The 18,689-nt window shown below is 39.3% G+C and carries 20 protein-coding genes and 1 tRNA gene; 19 read left to right on the plus strand and 2 right to left on the minus strand.

Features of this window, described 5'->3' with window-relative positions; all coding sequences use genetic code 11:
• Positions 1-137: 137 nt before the first annotated feature.
• The 6 genes from ACYSN2_RS05195 to ACYSN2_RS05220 all read left to right on the plus strand — a co-directional run bounded on the left by ACYSN2_RS05195 (position 138) and on the right by ACYSN2_RS05220 (position 6,915).
• Positions 138-2,441: a mechanosensitive ion channel family protein gene (locus tag ACYSN2_RS05195; RefSeq protein ID WP_461749197.1), complete on the plus strand. Its 2,304-nt coding sequence runs from the start codon at positions 138-140 to the stop codon at positions 2,439-2,441.
• A gap of 268 nt (positions 2,442-2,709) precedes the next feature.
• Entirely contained in the window at positions 2,710-3,606 is an 897-nt protein-coding gene (glyQ, locus tag ACYSN2_RS05200; protein WP_461749198.1) for a glycine--tRNA ligase subunit alpha, read from the plus strand.
• Between the two features lie 119 nt (positions 3,607-3,725).
• Positions 3,726-4,505, plus strand: coding sequence for an inositol monophosphatase family protein (locus tag ACYSN2_RS05205; protein WP_461749199.1), 780 nt, complete (start codon positions 3,726-3,728; stop codon positions 4,503-4,505).
• A gap of 173 nt (positions 4,506-4,678) precedes the next feature.
• Positions 4,679-5,395 carry a L,D-transpeptidase family protein gene (locus ACYSN2_RS05210; RefSeq protein WP_461749200.1) on the plus strand — a complete coding sequence of 239 codons (717 nt, stop codon included), beginning with the start codon at positions 4,679-4,681 and terminating at the stop codon, positions 5,393-5,395.
• Positions 5,396-5,447: 52 nt separating this feature from the next.
• Positions 5,448-5,538, plus strand: a tRNA-Ser gene (locus ACYSN2_RS05215).
• Positions 5,539-5,751: 213 nt separating this feature from the next.
• Positions 5,752-6,915, plus strand: a complete 1,164-nt coding sequence (locus tag ACYSN2_RS05220; protein WP_461749201.1) for a tyrosine-type recombinase/integrase — start codon at positions 5,752-5,754, stop codon at positions 6,913-6,915.
• A gap of 32 nt (positions 6,916-6,947) precedes the next feature.
• Here ACYSN2_RS05220 and ACYSN2_RS05225 read toward each other — a convergent pair whose 3' ends face one another.
• Positions 6,948-7,604: a hypothetical protein gene (locus ACYSN2_RS05225; protein WP_461749202.1), complete on the minus strand. Its 657-nt coding sequence runs from the start codon at positions 7,602-7,604 to the stop codon at positions 6,948-6,950.
• 140 nt (positions 7,605-7,744) lie between these two features.
• Here ACYSN2_RS05225 and ACYSN2_RS05230 point away from each other — a divergent pair, with 140 nt between their 5' ends.
• The 6 genes from ACYSN2_RS05230 (at position 7,745) to ACYSN2_RS05255 (ending at position 9,701) form a co-directional block, all read left to right on the plus strand.
• Complete coding sequence (locus ACYSN2_RS05230; RefSeq protein WP_461749203.1) at positions 7,745-7,969, plus strand: helix-turn-helix transcriptional regulator; 225 nt, start codon at positions 7,745-7,747, stop codon at positions 7,967-7,969.
• A 57-nt stretch (positions 7,970-8,026) separates the two neighbouring features.
• On the plus strand, positions 8,027-8,305 hold the full coding sequence (locus ACYSN2_RS05235; protein WP_461749204.1) for a hypothetical protein: 279 nt from the start codon (positions 8,027-8,029) through the stop codon (positions 8,303-8,305).
• Entirely contained in the window at positions 8,295-8,687 is a 393-nt protein-coding gene (locus tag ACYSN2_RS05240; protein WP_461749205.1) for a hypothetical protein, read from the plus strand. The genes ACYSN2_RS05235 and ACYSN2_RS05240 overlap by 11 nt, the downstream gene beginning before the upstream one ends.
• Positions 8,680-8,808, plus strand: a complete 129-nt coding sequence (locus ACYSN2_RS05245) for a hypothetical protein (protein WP_461749206.1) — start codon at positions 8,680-8,682, stop codon at positions 8,806-8,808. Before ACYSN2_RS05240 ends, ACYSN2_RS05245 begins: the two co-directional genes overlap by 8 nt.
• Positions 8,809-8,820: 12 nt before the next feature.
• A complete protein-coding gene (locus tag ACYSN2_RS05250) occupies positions 8,821-9,075 on the plus strand; it encodes a helix-turn-helix domain-containing protein (protein ID WP_461749207.1) in 255 nt (84 codons plus the stop codon).
• Positions 9,076-9,242: 167 nt separating this feature from the next.
• Complete coding sequence (locus tag ACYSN2_RS05255) at positions 9,243-9,701, plus strand: hypothetical protein (protein WP_461749208.1); 459 nt, start codon at positions 9,243-9,245, stop codon at positions 9,699-9,701.
• A gap of 434 nt (positions 9,702-10,135) precedes the next feature.
• Here the strand turns inward: ACYSN2_RS05255 and ACYSN2_RS05260 are convergent, their stop codons facing one another.
• Positions 10,136-10,369 (minus strand): hypothetical protein, encoded by a 234-nt coding sequence (locus ACYSN2_RS05260; protein WP_461749209.1) that lies wholly within the window; start codon positions 10,367-10,369, stop codon positions 10,136-10,138.
• Positions 10,370-12,451: 2,082 nt separating this feature from the next.
• On the opposite strand from ACYSN2_RS05260, the gene ACYSN2_RS05265 reads away from it, so the two are divergent.
• The 7 genes from ACYSN2_RS05265 to ACYSN2_RS05295 all read left to right on the plus strand — a co-directional run bounded on the left by ACYSN2_RS05265 (position 12,452) and on the right by ACYSN2_RS05295 (position 18,519).
• On the plus strand, positions 12,452-13,513 hold the full coding sequence (locus tag ACYSN2_RS05265; protein ID WP_461749210.1) for a hypothetical protein: 1,062 nt from the start codon (positions 12,452-12,454) through the stop codon (positions 13,511-13,513).
• Between the two features lie 216 nt (positions 13,514-13,729).
• Entirely contained in the window at positions 13,730-14,182 is a 453-nt protein-coding gene (locus tag ACYSN2_RS05270) for a hypothetical protein (protein ID WP_461749211.1), read from the plus strand.
• Positions 14,183-14,189: 7 nt separating this feature from the next.
• Positions 14,190-14,594: a translesion error-prone DNA polymerase V autoproteolytic subunit gene (gene umuD, locus ACYSN2_RS05275; RefSeq protein ID WP_461749212.1), complete on the plus strand. Its 405-nt coding sequence runs from the start codon at positions 14,190-14,192 to the stop codon at positions 14,592-14,594.
• Position 14,595: 1 nt separating this feature from the next.
• Positions 14,596-15,855 (plus strand): translesion error-prone DNA polymerase V subunit UmuC, encoded by a 1,260-nt coding sequence (gene umuC / locus ACYSN2_RS05280; protein ID WP_461749213.1) that lies wholly within the window; start codon positions 14,596-14,598, stop codon positions 15,853-15,855.
• Between the two features lie 25 nt (positions 15,856-15,880).
• Positions 15,881-16,348 carry a terminase gene (locus ACYSN2_RS05285; RefSeq protein ID WP_461749214.1) on the plus strand — a complete coding sequence of 156 codons (468 nt, stop codon included), beginning with the start codon at positions 15,881-15,883 and terminating at the stop codon, positions 16,346-16,348.
• Positions 16,349-16,579: 231 nt separating this feature from the next.
• Positions 16,580-16,930, plus strand: a complete 351-nt coding sequence (locus ACYSN2_RS05290) for a hypothetical protein (RefSeq protein ID WP_461749215.1) — start codon at positions 16,580-16,582, stop codon at positions 16,928-16,930.
• A 1,061-nt stretch (positions 16,931-17,991) separates the two neighbouring features.
• Positions 17,992-18,519, plus strand: a complete 528-nt coding sequence (locus ACYSN2_RS05295; RefSeq protein WP_461749216.1) for a hypothetical protein — start codon at positions 17,992-17,994, stop codon at positions 18,517-18,519.
• Positions 18,520-18,689: the final 170 nt, after the last annotated feature.

Consider the following 18,689-nt stretch of genomic DNA (forward strand, 5'->3'; position numbering starts at 1 on the left):
TTTCCTTAAAATAATTAATAATTCGGTCTCATATTCTAGATTGAGTGCGCGCTATATGCAATAATATTAGCCTTGAGTCCAGAAAGATCAAGAACAATGATTTTTGAGATAATTTAGCGAATTAAAAAGAGGTGCCCGTGAACTATATTAAGCGAATAACGACCCTGATTTTACTCTTATTTGTGGGTGTTAATATCGCTTTCTCTCAGGTGCATCCTATTGGTTCCATTTTACAAAATGGCGTTGCCGGTGCTGAAAAGCCAAAAGAAACTATGGAAATGCCTGATCCCATGGCATTGACAACCATTTGGTGGAATTATTTTGCGGAGCAACAAGGAGATCCTCTTCGTCAATCTGTAATCGCATTTTTAGATGAATTAGAAACAGAAGCTTTAACGCTCTCTGAATCGGTACAGGCAAAAGAGCAACCCAGAATCTCGCAAATTAGTGCCAATCTCTTTGCCTATGTTGCCCTTAAAGAGAAACAAGTTACTAGAAAAGCTCCCAAGATCGAATTACAAGAAGCGTATAACATTGCAGAATTATTAACGCTGATTCATCGGGAGCGTGATTTAAATAGTGAAATTATTAGTATCCGAGAAGATATTCGAGATCAAGATGTTCAATATCGATATTTGACTCGTAGGATCAATAATCGCCATGTTTCTTATCTTGAAACGCCGGAAGGTAGTTCAGATCGATATCGAGCGGCCATTAAAGTTATTATTTCTCAAACAGAACAAGCTCTGATTGGCGAAAGAATGCGACTTTTAAAAGGGAATTTAGCCGTATTAGAAACAGAATTACAAGATATTCAAGCGGATAAAGGCATTGTTATTAGCCGTTTGAGTTTCACAGAAGAGGAACAGATCGGATTAGATGAGCGCATTGCGAATATCTCAGTGCGTTTACAAGAAGCGAATACAAAACTTCTGCGTGAACAATCACAATTACTTTTATTGCCGGATGAAACCATTGAAGATCAGGCAGTAGCAAGGCTTAGAAGTCAGCGAGTTTCCAAAGAGAAAATCAATGTTGCCGTGTTAGAAGTACGTTTAGATATGTATGAAAACGAACGCGATATTTTAGCGATTTTATCTCAGGAGGAGGGCGTTGATGTTGAGCGTATTCAGAAAAATTATGCGGAACGTCAAAGAGAGTTACAAGAAGTATCGCTGAAAGCTAAAGATTGGTTTACGCAGAATGAAGTGGAGCGAGGAAGTACGAATGCCTTGCTTGCGGATATTGAAACTCGAGGCGGAATTAATGAAAATGGATTTCTTGCCGGCATTGCTAATGATCGCTTAATCCTGATTCAAGAAACTTCCGTGTTGCTTCAAAAGCTCCAAACAGAGATTGCTGATAGTCAATTTATGGGGAAAATCCTTGAAAACCAGTTGTTGCAGTATCAAGGGATTTTACTTAATACCATTAACCGGACAAAAAGTAGCTTAAGTTACGCTTGGCGTAATGTGAAGCAATTGATTCGAACGCCCCTGTTTACGGTAGGAGAAACGCCGGTAACCGCGTTGAGTTTTGCACAGTTTTTGCTGATTGTTTTAGTCTGTTGGTGGATTGCATTTTGGCTCAATCGTATTTTTAACCGAATGGGAAATAAGCGTGGCGATGACAAGTTGCCGGCATATTACTTAGCAGGACGTTTAACTTATTACTCCATTATTTTATTTGGATTTTTATATGGTTTAACGGCCGTTGGAATCGACTTTACAAACTTTGCACTCGTTGCCGGGGCATTAGCGATCGGGCTTGGATTTGGATTACAATCCATCGTCAATAACTTTGTATCAGGGTTAATACTCCTCTTTGAACGTTCCATTAAAGTGGGAGATTTCATTGAGCTACAAGATCAGAAAGATGGCAAAGCTCTCTGGGGAGAAGTGAAAGAGATTAACGTTCGCGCAACAATTATTACGGATAATGATAATGTTGATATCGTGATTCCGAACTCAGAGTTCATCAACACTAAAATGTTGAACTGGACGTTGAAAGAGCCACAACGCCGAATGCGTTATCCTTTTAGAGTTGCTTACGGTACAGATAAAGAAGTGGTACGAGAAGCCGTACTTGCAGCAGCTGAAGCCTTGCCTCATACCTTAAAAGGAATTCCAGGAAGAAATCCTGCAGTTTGGTTAGTTGATTTTAAAGATTACTATTATGAATTTGAATTAGTAGTTTGGTTAACTGCGCGTGCGGTAAAACGTCCGAATGGGATTCGCGCGGCATATATGTGGGCGATTGATACGGCGCTTCGTGAGCATAATATTGAGATCCCGATCCCACAAAGAGAGCATCGCTTTAGAGAAGGTGCAGTGCTTCCTATTGAAGATGTGAAATCGGAAATTCTGCGAGGAGAACAGGAGCTAGATGAAGGATCAGATGAGGAAATTCTGAAGGCTAAAGAAGCTCACGGGAAACCTTAAAGTAAGAATTTAGAGATAAGGTTCTGGGTAAGATTCCGAATAAGATTCGGAGAAATTCATCAGGACAGCGCAATCATGATAAAAAGATCTCTGTAGATCGGTTATAATACCGAACGAAGAAAAGATGAAGTTAATAATCTGCGCTTGATCGCAGATTATTGCAAAAGAATAGAGTATTAAGAATTAAAAATTAAGAATGAAAAACTAAGACTTAGAAAGTAAGTAATAGTGAAGCATTAGTCGATTAAGAAATGAGATAAGAAACGACATGAAAAAGATGACATTCCAAGAGATGATTTTTACGTTGCAAACCTACTGGGCAGAGCAAGGTTGTGCCGTTTTACAACCTTACGATATCGAAGTAGGTGCCGGAACATTCCATACCGCAACGTTTCTTCGTGCATTAGGTCCTGAGCCTTGGGCTGCGGCATATGTGCAACCTTCAAGAAGGCCAACAGATGGCCGTTACGGAGAAAATCCAAATCGTTTACAGCACTATTATCAATTTCAGGTAGCGATTAAACCTTCGCCGGAAAACATGCAAGAACTCTATCTTGGTTCTTTAGAAGCGCTCGGCATTGATACGAAAAAACACGATATCCGTTTCGTAGAAGATGACTGGGAATCGCCAACATTAGGCGCATGGGGATTAGGTTGGGAAGTTTGGCTCAACGGCATGGAAGTCACTCAGTTTACCTACTTCCAGCAAGCCGGCGGTTTAGAGTGTAAACCTGTTTTGGGTGAAATTACGTACGGTTTAGAGCGTTTTGCAATGTATGTACAAGATGTGGAAAGCGTTTATGATCTCGTGTGGTCAGATGGACCTTTTGGAACCATTACTTACGGCGATGTTTTCCATCAAAATGAAGTAGAGCAATCGCACTACAACTTCTCTCATGCAGATGTAGAATTCCTATTACATTCTTTCAACTTCTATGAACAAGAAGTGACAAGATTGTTAGAAGAGAATTTAGCATTGCCGGCATATGAGAAAGTATTAAAAGCATCTCACGCATTTAACTTATTAGATGCGCGTAAAGCAATCTCCGTCACAGAGCGTCAAGGCTATATTTTACGAGTTCGTAAAATGGCGGGAATGGTCGCTCAGAGTTATTATGAATCTCGAGAAAAACTCGGTTTCCCAATGCTCAATAAAATGAAATAGATGAATAAAATAAGCAGATGATCGGAATTTCCCATCATCTGTTTTTTTATAGCAAAAATCGAAAATAGTATAGATTAATCAAATTGTCAGACGACAAACAAGAGAATGGTAAATAAGATATGGATATGCAACAGTATTTAGATTGTGCTCTCGAAGCTTCAGAAATCGCAAGAAAATTGATCGCAACAGCGTATGATGAAAATGCGTTTAAAATTGAGATTAAAGCGGATGCAACGCCGGTTACTGAAGTAGATATTGCCGTTGAAAAAGCAATTTACGAGCATATTTCTAAAGCGTTTCCGGATCATGGATTTTTCGGTGAAGAGAGCGGTCAAAAGAATATGACTTCTGATTTCATCTGGTTGATTGATCCTATTGATGGCACAAAAGCATTTGTAAGAAGACGCCCAATGTTCTCTTGCCAAATTGCATTAATGTATAAAGGTGAGATTGTTCTCGGCGTTTCAACAGCACCATGCTTTAACGGCGGTGAGAGAATTTATGCACTGAAAGGTCAAGGCGCGTTCTCTGAAGGTAAGAAAATCTCAGTCAGTGATATTTCAGAATTATCACAAGCAGTTTTCTCTTCCGGCAACTTAAAGCGTTTAACGCAAAATGCCGAGAAATGGGCGAACTACGGCAAGCTCGTAGGACAAGTAAACTCTACTCGTGGCTTTGGGGATTTCTTACAATATCACTTCTTAGCAACAGGTAAATTAGATCTGATTGTGGAATCAGATGTGAATATTTTAGATATCGCGGCACTTTCCATCATTGTGAATGAAGCGGGTGGTAAAATGACGGCATTAGATGGCTCGAAGATTGATTTAGAGGTAACAACGATCCTTGCATCAACGCCGGCATTACATTCGCAAGTATTAGAGATTCTTCAGTTTTAATGAGACAGCTATTAATATCATTCTAAGGATGTCATTCATCGCAAGAAATAATCGAGTGAAATCTTGCTGTGAAGAGGGCTATCAAGAGTTTGCATGGATGCAGAGTAGAAAATACCGTCAATAATTTTTATCGGCGGTATTTATTTATAAATGCAATAAAAAGGTTAAGATTCGTGTTGAAGAGATTATCGGTAAAATATGGATTACTCTGTTGTTTAATGGCTTTTTTAATAGGCTGTGCTTCACAAACGACACAGACCTTATCGCCTTCTTATATTTCCGGCGGACCTTTAACGGAACGATTACAAAACTATGGTTTGAAAAAAGGGGATGAAGTCTTAATCCGTATTTTCAAAGAAGAAGCGATGCTGGAACTTTGGATGAAACCAAGTGGGAAATCTCGATATATTCATTTCAGCAATTATCCGATCTGTAATTTTTCGGGCGATTTGGGTCCGAAATTATATGAAGGGGATAAACAATCTCCGGAAGGATTTTACCGTGTGAATAAGCGAGCGTTGAATCCATATAGTCGATTTTATAAATCATTCAACTTAGGATATCCCAATGCATTTGACAGATCTCTCGGCAGAACCGGGAATTACTTAATGGTGCATGGCAAGTGTGATTCTGTAGGATGTTACGCAATGCGAGATGACCAAATTGAAGAGATCTACGGTTTAGTAGAACTTGCCCTGAATAATGGCCAAGAATATGTCGAAGTCCAAGCATACCCTTTTAAAATGACAAATGAGAGATTATTTCAAGAAGAACAATCAGTTAATTATGGGTTTTGGAATAATCTTCGAGAAGGGTATGATCAGTTTGAGAAAAATCAGAGCCAGCTCGATTATGGTGTACAAAAAGGGCGATATCTATTTACACGTTAGGCTTGTCAATCGTGATGATATTTAGTATCTTATGCTCCTCAACCGAAATTATGGAAAAGTGGCCGAGTGGTTGAAGGCGCTCGCCTGGAAAGCGGGTATACGTTAGTAGCGTATCGAGGGTTCGAATCCCTCCTTTTCCGCCAAACAGATAAACCCTTACCTTTCCGGTAGGGGTTTTTTCTTGTCAAAAATAAGGATAAGCAGCCATATTGCGAGCTTTTAGGCTATATCGAGATTGTCATTAGTTATCTTACCTTTTCTTTTATGTTGTTTACTTACCATAAAATTGTTGGTAAGTTTGTTGGTAATCCTGAAAGGGGTTTTATGTTTACCAACAAATATAGGGAGAAGCCTCTATGAAGCTCAACTATTCCAAGATCAAGGCAATTAAACCACAAGAAAAGCTTACCAAGTATTCAGATGGTGGTGGTCTATCTCTTTGGGTGTATCCAACCGGCAGAATGCGTTGGGCTTTAGCATATAGGGAAGATGGTAAACAGAAGACAGCTTACTTGGGCGAATATCCCGCTTACTCATTATCTGATGCGCGTATGTGGCGTGAAGAGTTAAAAAGCCGAATAGCTAAAGATCTGCCGGCAATTGATGTAACCCTTAAAGATGAAGCCTATCTTTATAAGAATGTATTTGAGGATTGGTATTCCCGTTGGGCAGGAGAGAAGAAAAGCGAGAAGTATTCTCTTCAAGTAAAAAATGCGGTTTATGCCAATGTAATGGATATGCTCGGAAATATGGACGTTAGGGAGATACGACCCTTTACTATTGTTCAGGCGTTGCGAGGAATGGAAGAGCGTGGAGTATTGGAGTATTTAAGACGCGTTAAATCCTCGCTTAAAATGAGCTTTGATTATGCCGTGAGTTGTGGATTATTAGACTTTAATCCAGTAGTGGCCGTTGGCACTCAATCATTCAAGAAGGCAGATAAAAAGCACTTTGATGCGCTTGAGCCTGACGAGTTGCCATTATTGATTGATAAGCTTGAGAATGGAGAAATCGCCGGAGTAACACGCCTCGCTATATATTGGCAATTCCTCACAATGACACGACCAATTGAAACGGTTAGCGCTGAATGGAGCGAGATTGATCTCGAGAAGAAGCAGTGGCGTATACCGGCTGAAAAGATGAAGAAAAGCCGAGATCATATAATCCCGTTAAGTGATTTTCTCCTCTCACTACTGCCGGAAATAAAAGGCATGAATACTCGAGATAAATATCTTTTTGAGGGAATGGATTACGGCACTCACTTAAACCGAGAAACGCCAAGAATTAGCTTAAGAAGATCAGGGCTGAATAGTACGGCTCACGGATTACGCGCATTAGCCGCAACGATTTTAGAAGAAGCCGGCTATCCTGAAGCGGTTATTAAAGCCGGGCTATCTCATGCCAAAGGAAGCGGAGATCAAACGACTGCCGCTTATTTGAGATCTACTTTCTATGATGAGCGAGTAAAGATGATGAATGAGCTTGGAGGGAGAGTGGCGGGAATTAAAAAAGGCGTATAGATTGGGGTGTTAACCTCTAAGAAAGTTAGCAACTACTTGAAAGATTGCTGTCTCGGTAATCCTTCAAGAAAGTTATTAACATCCTCTTCCATGTTTTCCCGTATAGCTTCATCCGTAGTATCGGCGGTATATTTTTTCCACAGCACATCTCTAACAAAGTGATCTGAATAGCGAAGTATCTCCACAGCTTCCTCTACACTTTTTCCAATATGCCAAGCCTTGTATGTAAAATACAGTAGCGCTGAGGGGGTAATAGAATACCACGCACCACCACCATCTAGCTCTGGATCATCTAAAACAGATACCACGTATAATTCCTGAGGGGAAAGCAGTGATTGTGGAAGGCTACTATCAGGCATATAGCTTAGTATTTCTCTTCTAATATCTGCATACTCTGCTTGTAGTAAGTTTTGTTGTGGTGGGAGTGGCTTGAATCTTAACCCAAAAAATAACTTTTCAAATATATTGAAAGAGTGATCTGTTAAATCTAGAACGCTTTTCCCCTCTATTGTGTATGACTCAGCGAGCTTGTGAATCGCTAACTCTAATACCTCGCTTATATTAGTCCTCCTATCTCTAGCGATTAAGTCGAGAGCATTCCGATATTGAGTCTTGATGCGCGCGCCTATTCTTTCATCTTTAGGCTGAATGTCTTCAAATATATATGTGCTCTTATCGTTACTAGACATACCTTTCCCTCTCTCCTAGTTGTTTTTAACTCTATTCATTGGTTGCCATTCTATTTTTATTGATGTACTCTGTCAACAGTTGGTCATGTTGAACACGTTGAACAGTGTATTTTGATAGAACTGAAATAGGAAAGAAAAATATGAGTACGCAAGAAAAGGTAGTTTTAGAAGATCGTCATATCATGTGGGATCGAAAAACGGTTTTAGAAGTAATGGGGGTAAAGGGCGATTCAACTCTTTATCGAGCAATTAAGAATGATGGTTTACCAAAGCCAATCAGAGTCGGAAGATCAGCGAGATGGAGAAAGAGCGAGATTTTAGAGTGGCTTGATTCACGCCCACAAGGCTTGGAGCATGAAGTTTAGTATTTTTTGATTAACCTTAACGCGCATAAGGGCGCGTATTTTTACGGAATTAGATTGATGACAGCAGGAAGTGAAAAAGCCAACGAGCTAAAAGATGACTATGACAACAGCACGCAAGTAAGAGAGTGGCTTGGATTAGTTAGCGACCAATTGAGCCTTATTCGAAAAGGTTTACATGATCGAATGAGTCATGAAGAGATTGGCGGTGGTGTCGAATTATTGCGATTGGCGGTAGATGGGTTTTATAGCAATTCAGTAGAGCGAGTAGAAGAAGTTTCTAGCCGTTTAGTGGCAAATGGTTTAGGGGAATATACGAGAGGTGGGCATGGGTGTTAATACAGGTTTGAAGTCATTTTGGCTTGAAAGACAGGCGCATAATTCAACGATTGAAGATTACAAAATCTTTGCTTGTGATGTTGCTAGTTCGGTTACTGATCTAATTGAAATGGCGAAGAATGTCGGTCTTGAGGATAGCGAAATAATGAAAGCCCTTGAGAATTTACATGAGCATGCCGGAGAGAACTTTGAGGCTGTAGAGCAAAAAAGTAACTCGCACTATGAGGAGTTGCCAAAAGAGATCTGTGAGCTGTTGGAGCAGTTGATTGGGGATATTAATAACGGTGTAATTGAACCAAGCGAAATCAAAGGCAGATTAGAGAATATCCAATTTTTTAGCGAAGTATATTACGAATATAAGGCGGTAAATAACCATGAATAGTAAAGCAATGAAGAAGTTAAGAGCAGATCGTGAGGCGAACAAGCCACTCAATCAGGCAATAGCAGAGTTAAAGCAACAAGGGTATCAATTCCGCCCAATTAAAGGGAAGAGATTAAATTAATGGAGGGTGTTAATGACTGATATTAATCAGGAAAAGCCACAAGAAGGTAAATTGCAGATGATGAAAAGGATTTTAGGAGAAAGAAGCCTGAATACCTTTGAAGCACAGAGCTTAGGGGATAGTTGCTTGAATACGACTATCAGCATGTTAAGAGCAAAGGGAGAAATCATCCATGATGAATGGGAAAAAGTGCCAAATCGTTTTGGGAGAAAGAGCCGGGTTAAGCGGTACTGGATACCGAAGTCAAACGAAGAATGTAAGCATTAAAAAAGCGCGAATCAGGCAGAAACACGCTTAAACCCAAAAAGCAAAATAGGGAGAGACGGCCATCTTTCCCTATCTTTTTTTACCTAAAGGATTGATGACAATGTTATACGAGATAACCAATCATTTCAAACACAATAACGCATTTAGTTTCCTGTAGGAGTAGGGTTATGGGGAGCTATACCGCTAGAAGCAGAGAAAGAGAAAAAGAGAAAAAGAAAAGATTAAAATTTGCTGAACGCATTAATAACAGCGGTTTTTTTCCATCTCGTAGGGATGTTATTTTTAGTGAGGAATATCAGCGTTTAGGGGCTTCTGCCGTTAAGCTATATCATGATGTAAGCGCTCATTGGGATGGTAAAAATAATGGTGATTTATGTGTTACTTATAGCGTTATGAATAAACTTCATGGTTGGGTATCTAATGCCACGCTAAGGAAAGCTTTAAAAGAGCTATTAGATGCGCGTTTTTTAGTATTAACTAGAGAGGGCGATAGAAATAGACCGGCATTATATGCTTTAACGACAGTGCCAATTGATAAATGTTTGGATGAAAATGGGTTCAGTAAGATACATATCGAGCCGACATCACGCGCCCCTGATTGGTGGCGAGATCCTCCGAAACATTAGAGCGCCAATTCAGGCGCTTTTTTATGCCTTAATATTAAATTTTGCGGTCTAAAAACTGGACTACGCTATCAGCTCATTGGGCTAGAAAATGGACTACGCTATCTTAAAAAGGGTGTTCCGTAGTCCAGAAACTAGCCCAGTAATAGCTATTTTTACCAATTCCGTAGTCCAAAAACTGGACACCTTTATATATTAAGCCATATACCTATGGGTTTTAATCCACTCACACGATCATTCAATGTTTAAAAAAGAGAAGAAAGAAGCCGATTAATAGTGTCCATACAATTTTGGTCATTCTGACAGAAAAGCTCGCACAAAATAGATCTCCCGAAATGTTGGGAGATCGCCTGAAAAGTCAGGAGATTGTCAGAAAGGATAATCACTGATGATGAGCAAGATTAAAAAAAGGAGTGGTAGCTCCTTAATTTACATATCTATTCCATGGAGTTCTCTAATTCTTCTAGGAATTTCTCAAACTGCTTGTCACGTTCGGCGAGTTCTTTGGCTTCTCGTTGCTTTTGCTTTCTAGCTTCGATTTTTCGCATTGTGTCATCAGCGCCAGTACCTTGATCAGTGATTCTTATTGGCTCATTGGTCTTGCTTTCATCCTCTCCGCAAGCTGTGAGTAAAGCTATTGCTACAGCACCTAACATGATTACTTTTTTCATATAAAGCTCCATTTTATATTTTTGTGAAATACATTATTTTCATAATCTATGAAGCGGTAGTGTAGTCAGGCAGAGGCGGTTTCTCAATTGCTTTCTTTGATGATGGGTTATCGCCACTTGATTGGTAGTTCTGAACCTAACACTAGATCGAAAATCCAAGCGAAATACGGCGATATATGGATAAAGACGACTATTTCATTGAGAATTGATCGTAAAAGCCAAATTTGAGAGTTATTTAATGCCGGCATTGGCGGAGATTTAAAATACTCGCCTGAAATATCAGGTTAGTGGATAAATGAGCACTCGCCCCAAATGTGGGGGCAGTGTTAAGTATCCGACTTTCTTCAACGCAATTAGTTCACTATAAGCAACAGCTTAGTAGTGGGTAGAGCGCTCGGTAAATTGGAGTGTTCTTTTCGAGAGTACAAATTTGTACCTTCCTCGGAATAGGCGTTACCGGTATTGGTTCGGGGATAAGTAAAAGTTTACTTCTCATATTTGTACTGAGCCGTCTTTTCGGCTGAGTGGATTAGGTGGGTACTTACCTCAAAATTGGGGGAGTAGATCAGAGGGAAAAGACTTTACAACAAATTTGTTGAAAACTGCTTCCTTGCTTTAAGGGTGTGGGAGATAAGAGCGCTCCATTAAGTGACATATTGCTTGGTTTTCAATATACTTATCTTTCAAATTGATTGATTTCCTTTTGCTTAGGTCAATCCAAAAGCGTTGAGTGCTCGAATACTTCAACGCTTTTTTTGATTAACGCCTCCAAGTTTGGATTGGTTGATCTATCACGTTGCCAAAAGGGCGATGTGACAGCTCAAGATTGAGCGGTAAAGGTATTCGCTTCTAGTAGACAGCAACAAGATTACAACAAGGATTGGCGGAGAAATCTTTTACTCGCTATATGCGATTAATAAGGAAATTCGGCTGCACAATTTTGTGCCGTCCTCGAAATGATAGATAGGGCAATGGGTTTTGAGGTTAATACAAATTTGTATGCTCCGTTGTCGGTTTAGAGGTCAATCCAAATCTAGACTAATCTTTTATTGGGACACTCCAATGGCTCAAAATTGAGCCGTCATCGAAGTGGCAGTAATAGCAATGAGTTTGGAAGTCAATCCAAATTTGGCTTGATCTTTTATTAAGATATTCCGACCGCTGAAATTTCAGCCGTCCTCCAAATCTCTCTAAATATCAGGTATTTGATTATCGCCCTTATTTTTGAGGCGGTTGATTTAACGTGTCACATACCCAAAACGGCGATATGAGGTGGTGCAGAATATTCACTACTCCCTGATCCTGAAAACCCTGATCAGGCTTTCCCTGATTTGGGCTACCTATCAATGAAATTGTTGATACCTATCAACAAAAAGATGGGGAGGGTATCAACGAAATCGTTGAAGGTAATAATACAAGTAAGAATATTACAAGAAAGAATAAACACACTAGCTCTACATGGCCGTATGTCGTTAAAACGTAGATATAGGAAATGAGGATATAGGCGCGTTATTGCTCATGCGACAAATTGTCGGTTGATCAAAGGACATTTTGTCGGTTGATAAGTTTCACTGTGAAACTTTTAGGGGGAAAGCCTGGTCCTGAAAATCAGGAACCTGAAAACCCGCCTCCTCAAAACAAGGACACGGATACTAGTTACAAAGCTTACATACAGAGCTGATGAGTTAATTTCAGAGCCTACGAAGTTTTCGTAGCGTCCTGATTATCAGGATGTGGGGATTAATGCCGATATCGTTCTTCTTAAGTTTTTATGATCGTATTTACACGTTACGCCAATGGCGGATTGTGGTGTTACCAAGTGCTTACGCTAATTGATCGGACACTAAACTTTTACCGAACGTGTTTTTACCGTAACCGATAAAGCCGGACACGGTAAATTAGTACACGGTGCCGTAGATCAAAAAATGGGATACCAAGAAACGGGCTCCAATAATTGGGGTACGGTGGCAAGGTGCTATTAGAGTGATAGCGGTTATAATAAGAAAAAGGCGCGATGCTGGAAACATTACGCGCCTCATATGATCCCTTTCAAGAATCACGTTTTACGAGAATTATTATATCATGAATAAAGATAAATCCATTGTGAATGGGTACTTTGCGATATCTAAAGAATTGTTCGATCTGGCCTGTAAGTTAGGATTTAATGAAGCCATTAGTTATTTGGTCATATCTTGTGGGACTGCCGGAACAGGTATGTTCTCTTCATGGTCTGCAACTGCTGTTTATACTTATACAGGTATTCGGTGGAAGAAGGCTGATAAGGCGATATCTACTCTAATTGAGAATGGAATTATTACTGATGTCTCTAAAAATCCAGACAAGCCTAGATCCAAGCCTAGATATCAGATTCACACTAAAGAAACAGAGGACAAATCTTTAATCTGGCTGCCCAATAGTTTATTCGAGAGATTCTGTTATCGAAATTCAAAAGAAGAGTTTCCAAATGTAATAGAAAGGATTATCGAATATAGGGAAGTTGAGTTATTGAGGTTTGTAATCCTGCTATATAAGCACCAAAACCTACTTGAGCACGGAGGCATCAATCCGTCTGTTATTTATGCTAGGTATGGTAAAGAATTTATCAAAAAAATGGGAAGCTGGAATTTTTATCTATTTGAAAGTGATGGCAAGAAGCGCTTTGATAGCTACAGTGATAATCCAATAGTTGTTGAGATGGGACTTACGGATCTAATTGGATGCGAGGAAGCGCCGGATGATGGCCATGAATTTTGGCGTTACTTTATCCTAGCTGAAGAGATAGGAGTGATAGAAAGAGCAGTATATCTTTTTGAAGATGATAGCGATGATGCTGGGATTCTTTTTCCTATAGACGGGGTTTTACCGCATGAAACTCAAATAAAAGAGGTGAGCAAAGAATATTTGCTTACTAGAAATTACCCTGATGATAATTACGATGGGGACATGGTGTTAGGCGAAGGGATGATGGAGGTTTTAGAGCAAGGGGGGATTTGTATACCTTTGCCCGTTCGTATGGAAAATCCTGTTGCAAAAGGGATTTATAGATTAAAGCATCGAGCTAACACTCAACTTACAGGCGAGTGGCTTAAAGATATGAAAAGCAAGGTGAGGAGAAAAGTCAGTATGATAGAGGGTAAAATATAGCTTTCTATATTTAATCAGTTACTTAAAGTGTCGACATCAAGGTATGTGTCAAGGCTTCTTCAAAGGATGTTTTAAAGGATGAATCAATGGCTGTATTAAACTAGCATTGGGTGCAAGGCACTGGCATGGTAAACCATGCTTGTATGCCATAGCTGACATACGCACCAGCTCTTTTTGCAACAATAAGTTTAAAAATATTAGGTAAGGAAATATTTTATGCTAACAAAAAAAGGCTTAATTGAAGTATTGGATCGTTATTTAGATAGCTTTAGGGAAAGAAGGCGATTTTATCTCAACCCGATAACTGAGGAAGAAGAGTACGCGCAAGATATAATTCAATATAATAACCAAGTAAAAGATAGATTTTATAATGAGTTTCCTTATGCGATTGAAATATCGGAAGAGGACAGTATGGTATTTTTAGTAAATCGCCATTACAGATCAATTGTGGAATTTGAAAAATGGGAGCCTAATGAGATTGGATATTTAATTGATGTATCGGAACATAGTTTTGATTACATGATCGGTGAAAAGAAACCCATTAATGCTAGTTATTCATTAATTAGAATGTACCTCTATGACGGTAATTTGGATCCTTTACACAGCAGGACTTCATTATTAGCCTATAAGGCGCGCTTAGATACCTTCTCTCAATACCTAAAGGGATAATAATATTATGGATAAGCCACTAAAAATACAATCAATCCCACTGTTTAGCTCTAAGATCCAAGCCGGATTCCCATCGCCGGCAACTGATTATGTTGAGAAAACATTAGATCTGAATGAATTATGTATAAAACATCCTGCGGCAACATTCTTTGCGGTAGCCACTGGCTATTCAATGATAAAAGCCGGCATATATCCTGATGATGTTTTGATTATTGATAAATCACTTGAGGTTAGGGATAAGGATATTGTGGTGGCTTCCTATAATGGGCAATTCACTGTTAAACGCCTGATTAAAACGCCGGTGCTTCAATTAATGCCGGAAAATGACGAGTACGCGCCTATCATAATTCAGCCTGATGATGAATTTGAGATATTTGGCGTAGTGACTAACTCGATCAGAATGTTTCGATAATATGAGTCAGTATTTCGCATTAATAGACTGTAATAACTTCTTTGCTAGTTGCGAGAGGATATTCAGGCCTGATTTAAAAGGGCGAGCCATAGTAGTGCTTTCTAATAATGACGGGTGTGTAATTGCTCGTAGTGCGGAATCAAAGGCTTTAGGCGTGAGGATGGGCGATCCCTTCTTTAAGATCAAAGGCTTTTTAGAGCAGAATAATGTTGAGGTGTTCTCCTCGAATTACACGCTTTATGGGGATATATCAAGCCGAGTAATGCGAACGATTGGATCCATTGTGCCAAAGATAGAAGTCTATTCGATAGATGAAGCGTTTGTGGATTTTTCGGGTATGAATCCAAAGCAAATGGAAGGGTTGGCGAAAGAGATCCGGCGAAAAGTAAAGCAGGATATTGGCATTGATGTTTGTGTTGGTTATTCAACTACTAAGACGTTGGCCAAGTTGGCGAACTATGCCGCAAAGAAGTATCCAAAAACCGGTGGGGTTGTTGATTTAACGGATAAGGAAAGGCAAACACGCCTATTATCCATTACGCCGGTCAATGAGGTTTGGGGAGTTGGTAGGCGATTAACTAAGCGATTAAATCAGCAAGGAATCAACACGGCATATGATCTCAGTAGTAGCGATCCGGCAATTATGGCGCGTTCTTATTCTGTGGTTTTAGAGAGGACCATACAAGAATTAAACGGCATATCGTGCCAAGATCTAATTTTCGAAGATCCAACAAGGCAACAGATCGTATTCTCAAGAGGATTTAGTAAAGAGATAACATCTTTAGAGGAAATGAGGCAAGCGGTATCCAGTTATGCCGAGAACGCTTCTGAGAGATTACGCGCGCATGGTTTATCCGTTAAAAATATAACCGTATTCACGAATACTAATCGATTTAAGAATCCCGGTGTTTATTACAATGAAGCTTCTTGTCAGCTTGATGTTTCAACCAATGATACAAGGCAGATAGTAAGAAACGCTTTGTCCTGCTTGGAATCTATTTGGGTAGAGGGGCATAAGTACGTCAAAACGGGCATTATATTGCGTGAACTATCCGATGGTGTAGAGCAAGATGATCTATTTGCTGAATCTCAAACGGAAGCAAGTTTAAAGCTCATGGGCGTAATTGATCAGATCAATAAACGATATGGGCATGTGATTAATTTGGCAGCACAGGGAAAGGATAAGGATTGGAGCATGAAGCGTGAGAAGCTATCTCCATCTTATACGACTAAATGGGCTGATATACTAAGAGTAGATTGATAGTTTTGGGAGTCCATAAAGGGATATGACAGACGTAATCAAAACAGGTAGGCCAACAAAATACCGGGATAGCTTTGTTGAAGATGCCTATAAACTCTCTTTGTTGGGGCTAATTGATAAACAGCTAGCCTTCTTCTTTGGTGTTAGCGAATCGACACTCAACAGGTGGAAGCTCGCTTATCCTGAGTTTAGCGAAGCGCTTAAACGTGGCAAGGCATTAGCTGATGCTGAGGTGGTAGAAGCTTTATATCGATCAGCTATTGGATTCAGTTACGAGGAATCAGTCGTTAAGGAGTTTAACGGTAGGATTGAAGTGATTAAAACAATTAAGCATCGCCCACCAAGTTCCGCAGCAATGATCTTTTGGCTTCGAAACAGACAGCCTGATAAATGGAGTAATAATCCAAGCCCGAAAGTAGAAGAGCATAACGCACAACCGGTACAGATTGTTGTTGGCGTTCAAGATGCGCGTATTAATGAAGTAGAGCATTAATCCCGATATAGGAAATCCCATATTGAGGCGCCGGAATATACTCTTTAATCTAGTTATAATCGATCATCCACCAATGGTGGGCGTTAGAATCATCAAGTTCTCGCATAACCCATAATCACTTATTAAAAATGATAAAATGCTTTATAAAACAAATATCAGGGAGTGATTGTGGTTAAAAAGAGAATGGATTACGAATACGCCAAGATTTGCTTAGAGGCTTGGGGATTTTGGATGTTAGGAGATCATGGGTTTTCTACAAGATCGGCGATTGCTCGAATTGGAGAGCCAAAGAATAGCGGTAACTTCACTGCTAGTACGCCAAGAGGTTTGGTGTCAAAAAATAGAGAAGTGGAGTATGCCAACACCATTTTAGCGATGATGAATAATTCAAGCGGTAAGAGTGCCGAAAGGGCGCATATATTGAAAGTCGTTACTCGCAATCAGCAAGGTGGCGAATCAATAGCAAACGTCTTTAAACGCCTTAATATTAGCGACAATGTGAGGGTTTATAGTTCAGCATTGGAAGAGTTCACTTTTAGGCTTGAAGTGTTGATGTATTTGGATACGCGCAAGGTTGGCTAGAATCTGACAAACCTGACATCAAAAATAAAATAATGCGCGTTAATCTTGAGTTTTCGGACACGTTAAGAGAGGGCATTTTTTGCCGGTAAATTGAATTTATGCACACGTTAGGCCGATAGTTTTGGAGTCTATAAAAAGGGCGTAATAATCGGTGTTTTAGAGTTTTTCGACACGTTAGGAATAAGAGCTGATTTATCTAGCCAAATCATATTCAACCAACCCAAAAATGGGGGCGTTAAAATCACATGCTTTTTACTGCGCTTAGGGGTGATGTGCAAATTTGCATATCGATACTTTGGGTGTATATCAGGACTCCCCACTTTTGAGGAGTCGCCTTTCCTGTTTTTAAACTATGAATGAGGTTGTTGATTGAGTTATTGGACACGTTAGAGAGCCAAGACGGGAAATCCCGTATCGGAACAAAATCAATCTATTAACGATATCGGAATACTATCAGATGATTGGCACTCGATATGGGGAACCCCATAGCGGAACAATATCAGTTATTTAGTGGTTTTTATCTGATTTCTTTTAAAACTCTTCTGTCGCAATCGGTTCGAACTAGCAAGGATTCTTTGCAAGTTGGATTTGCTGTAAATCACGCGCATTAAATGAGGCTTTCCTTACACGTTACAGAATGATCAAAATACCACTTAGTAATAATTTTTAGAGCCCATAAAAGGATGCAAAAGGGATTGGTGGAAAATAATGAGACGAATATACATTTTTCATACATTTCTCATACATTTCTCATACATTTTATGTAAATCAAAAAAATGCCTATTTGATTAATACTATATTGATTACATTTGGTTGAGATTAATTTCAATAAGAAATAAATCATCTGATTACTGTTCTTTAAATCATTCGTGAAGAAGTTTACACTAAATGTATACCTGTTTTACAACAGGTAAGGGGCAAGATATGTCTTTGTCCGTACAAGTACGACCAAAGAGCGGTTCTTATTCGCCGAAGGCTCAACGATGGTTAGGTTATTTAATTTGCTTTGTAGTTCTTCGACACAATCAGGGACGATATTAGATGTTTTGATAAGGATAAATATGTTTAAATCATGGTTTCTTAAAGTGGCTGTTTTGATTGTGGTGCTGATAGTTGTTTTCTATCTTGGGGTAACTTACTGGGTTAATAAAAAAATTCCTGATATAAACCTTATATCTAATTGTGATACTAATATAGTGGCATCAACAGAGGATTATGGTTTAACAGGTGTAGAGATTAAGTCAGTAAGAGTTTACGAGCCTGTGATTGATGAAGTTAGTTGGTATTTTTCCCCTGATGAAAAGTTTTTGAGAAAACAAAATAAAATAGATATATCTTTTGAGGCTAGAGATTCTGATGAAAATATAGTGTCTGATATAGCGCAGTGTTTTTATACAACGATTATAGGACAAACTCAATTGGCACCCGCAGGGGTTGACCATGTTCAACTTGAAGGATACTTTGATCAAAATACAGAATATGATAATGATTTTTGGTCATCTAAAGCATGGTACATTTCAGATGATTTCACGAGTGGTTCTCTCTCTCAAAAAATTAAGTATCTTTCTATAGATATCCAAATAGATTAGATAACTCTTCAGGTGATTTTGATTCAGGATAGCAATGCGCTAAAACGCGCAACGGTGTAAAAACAGCTAGTTAGGTCGGTCGGAATTCCGACTGACGGATTATAATAATTGAAAAATAGAGAGGTCAACGGGATATCCCGCCAACGTCTGTCGGTAAAGCGATAGACCTC

The sequence above is a fragment of the Ignatzschineria sp. LJL83 genome, assembly GCF_054871845.1.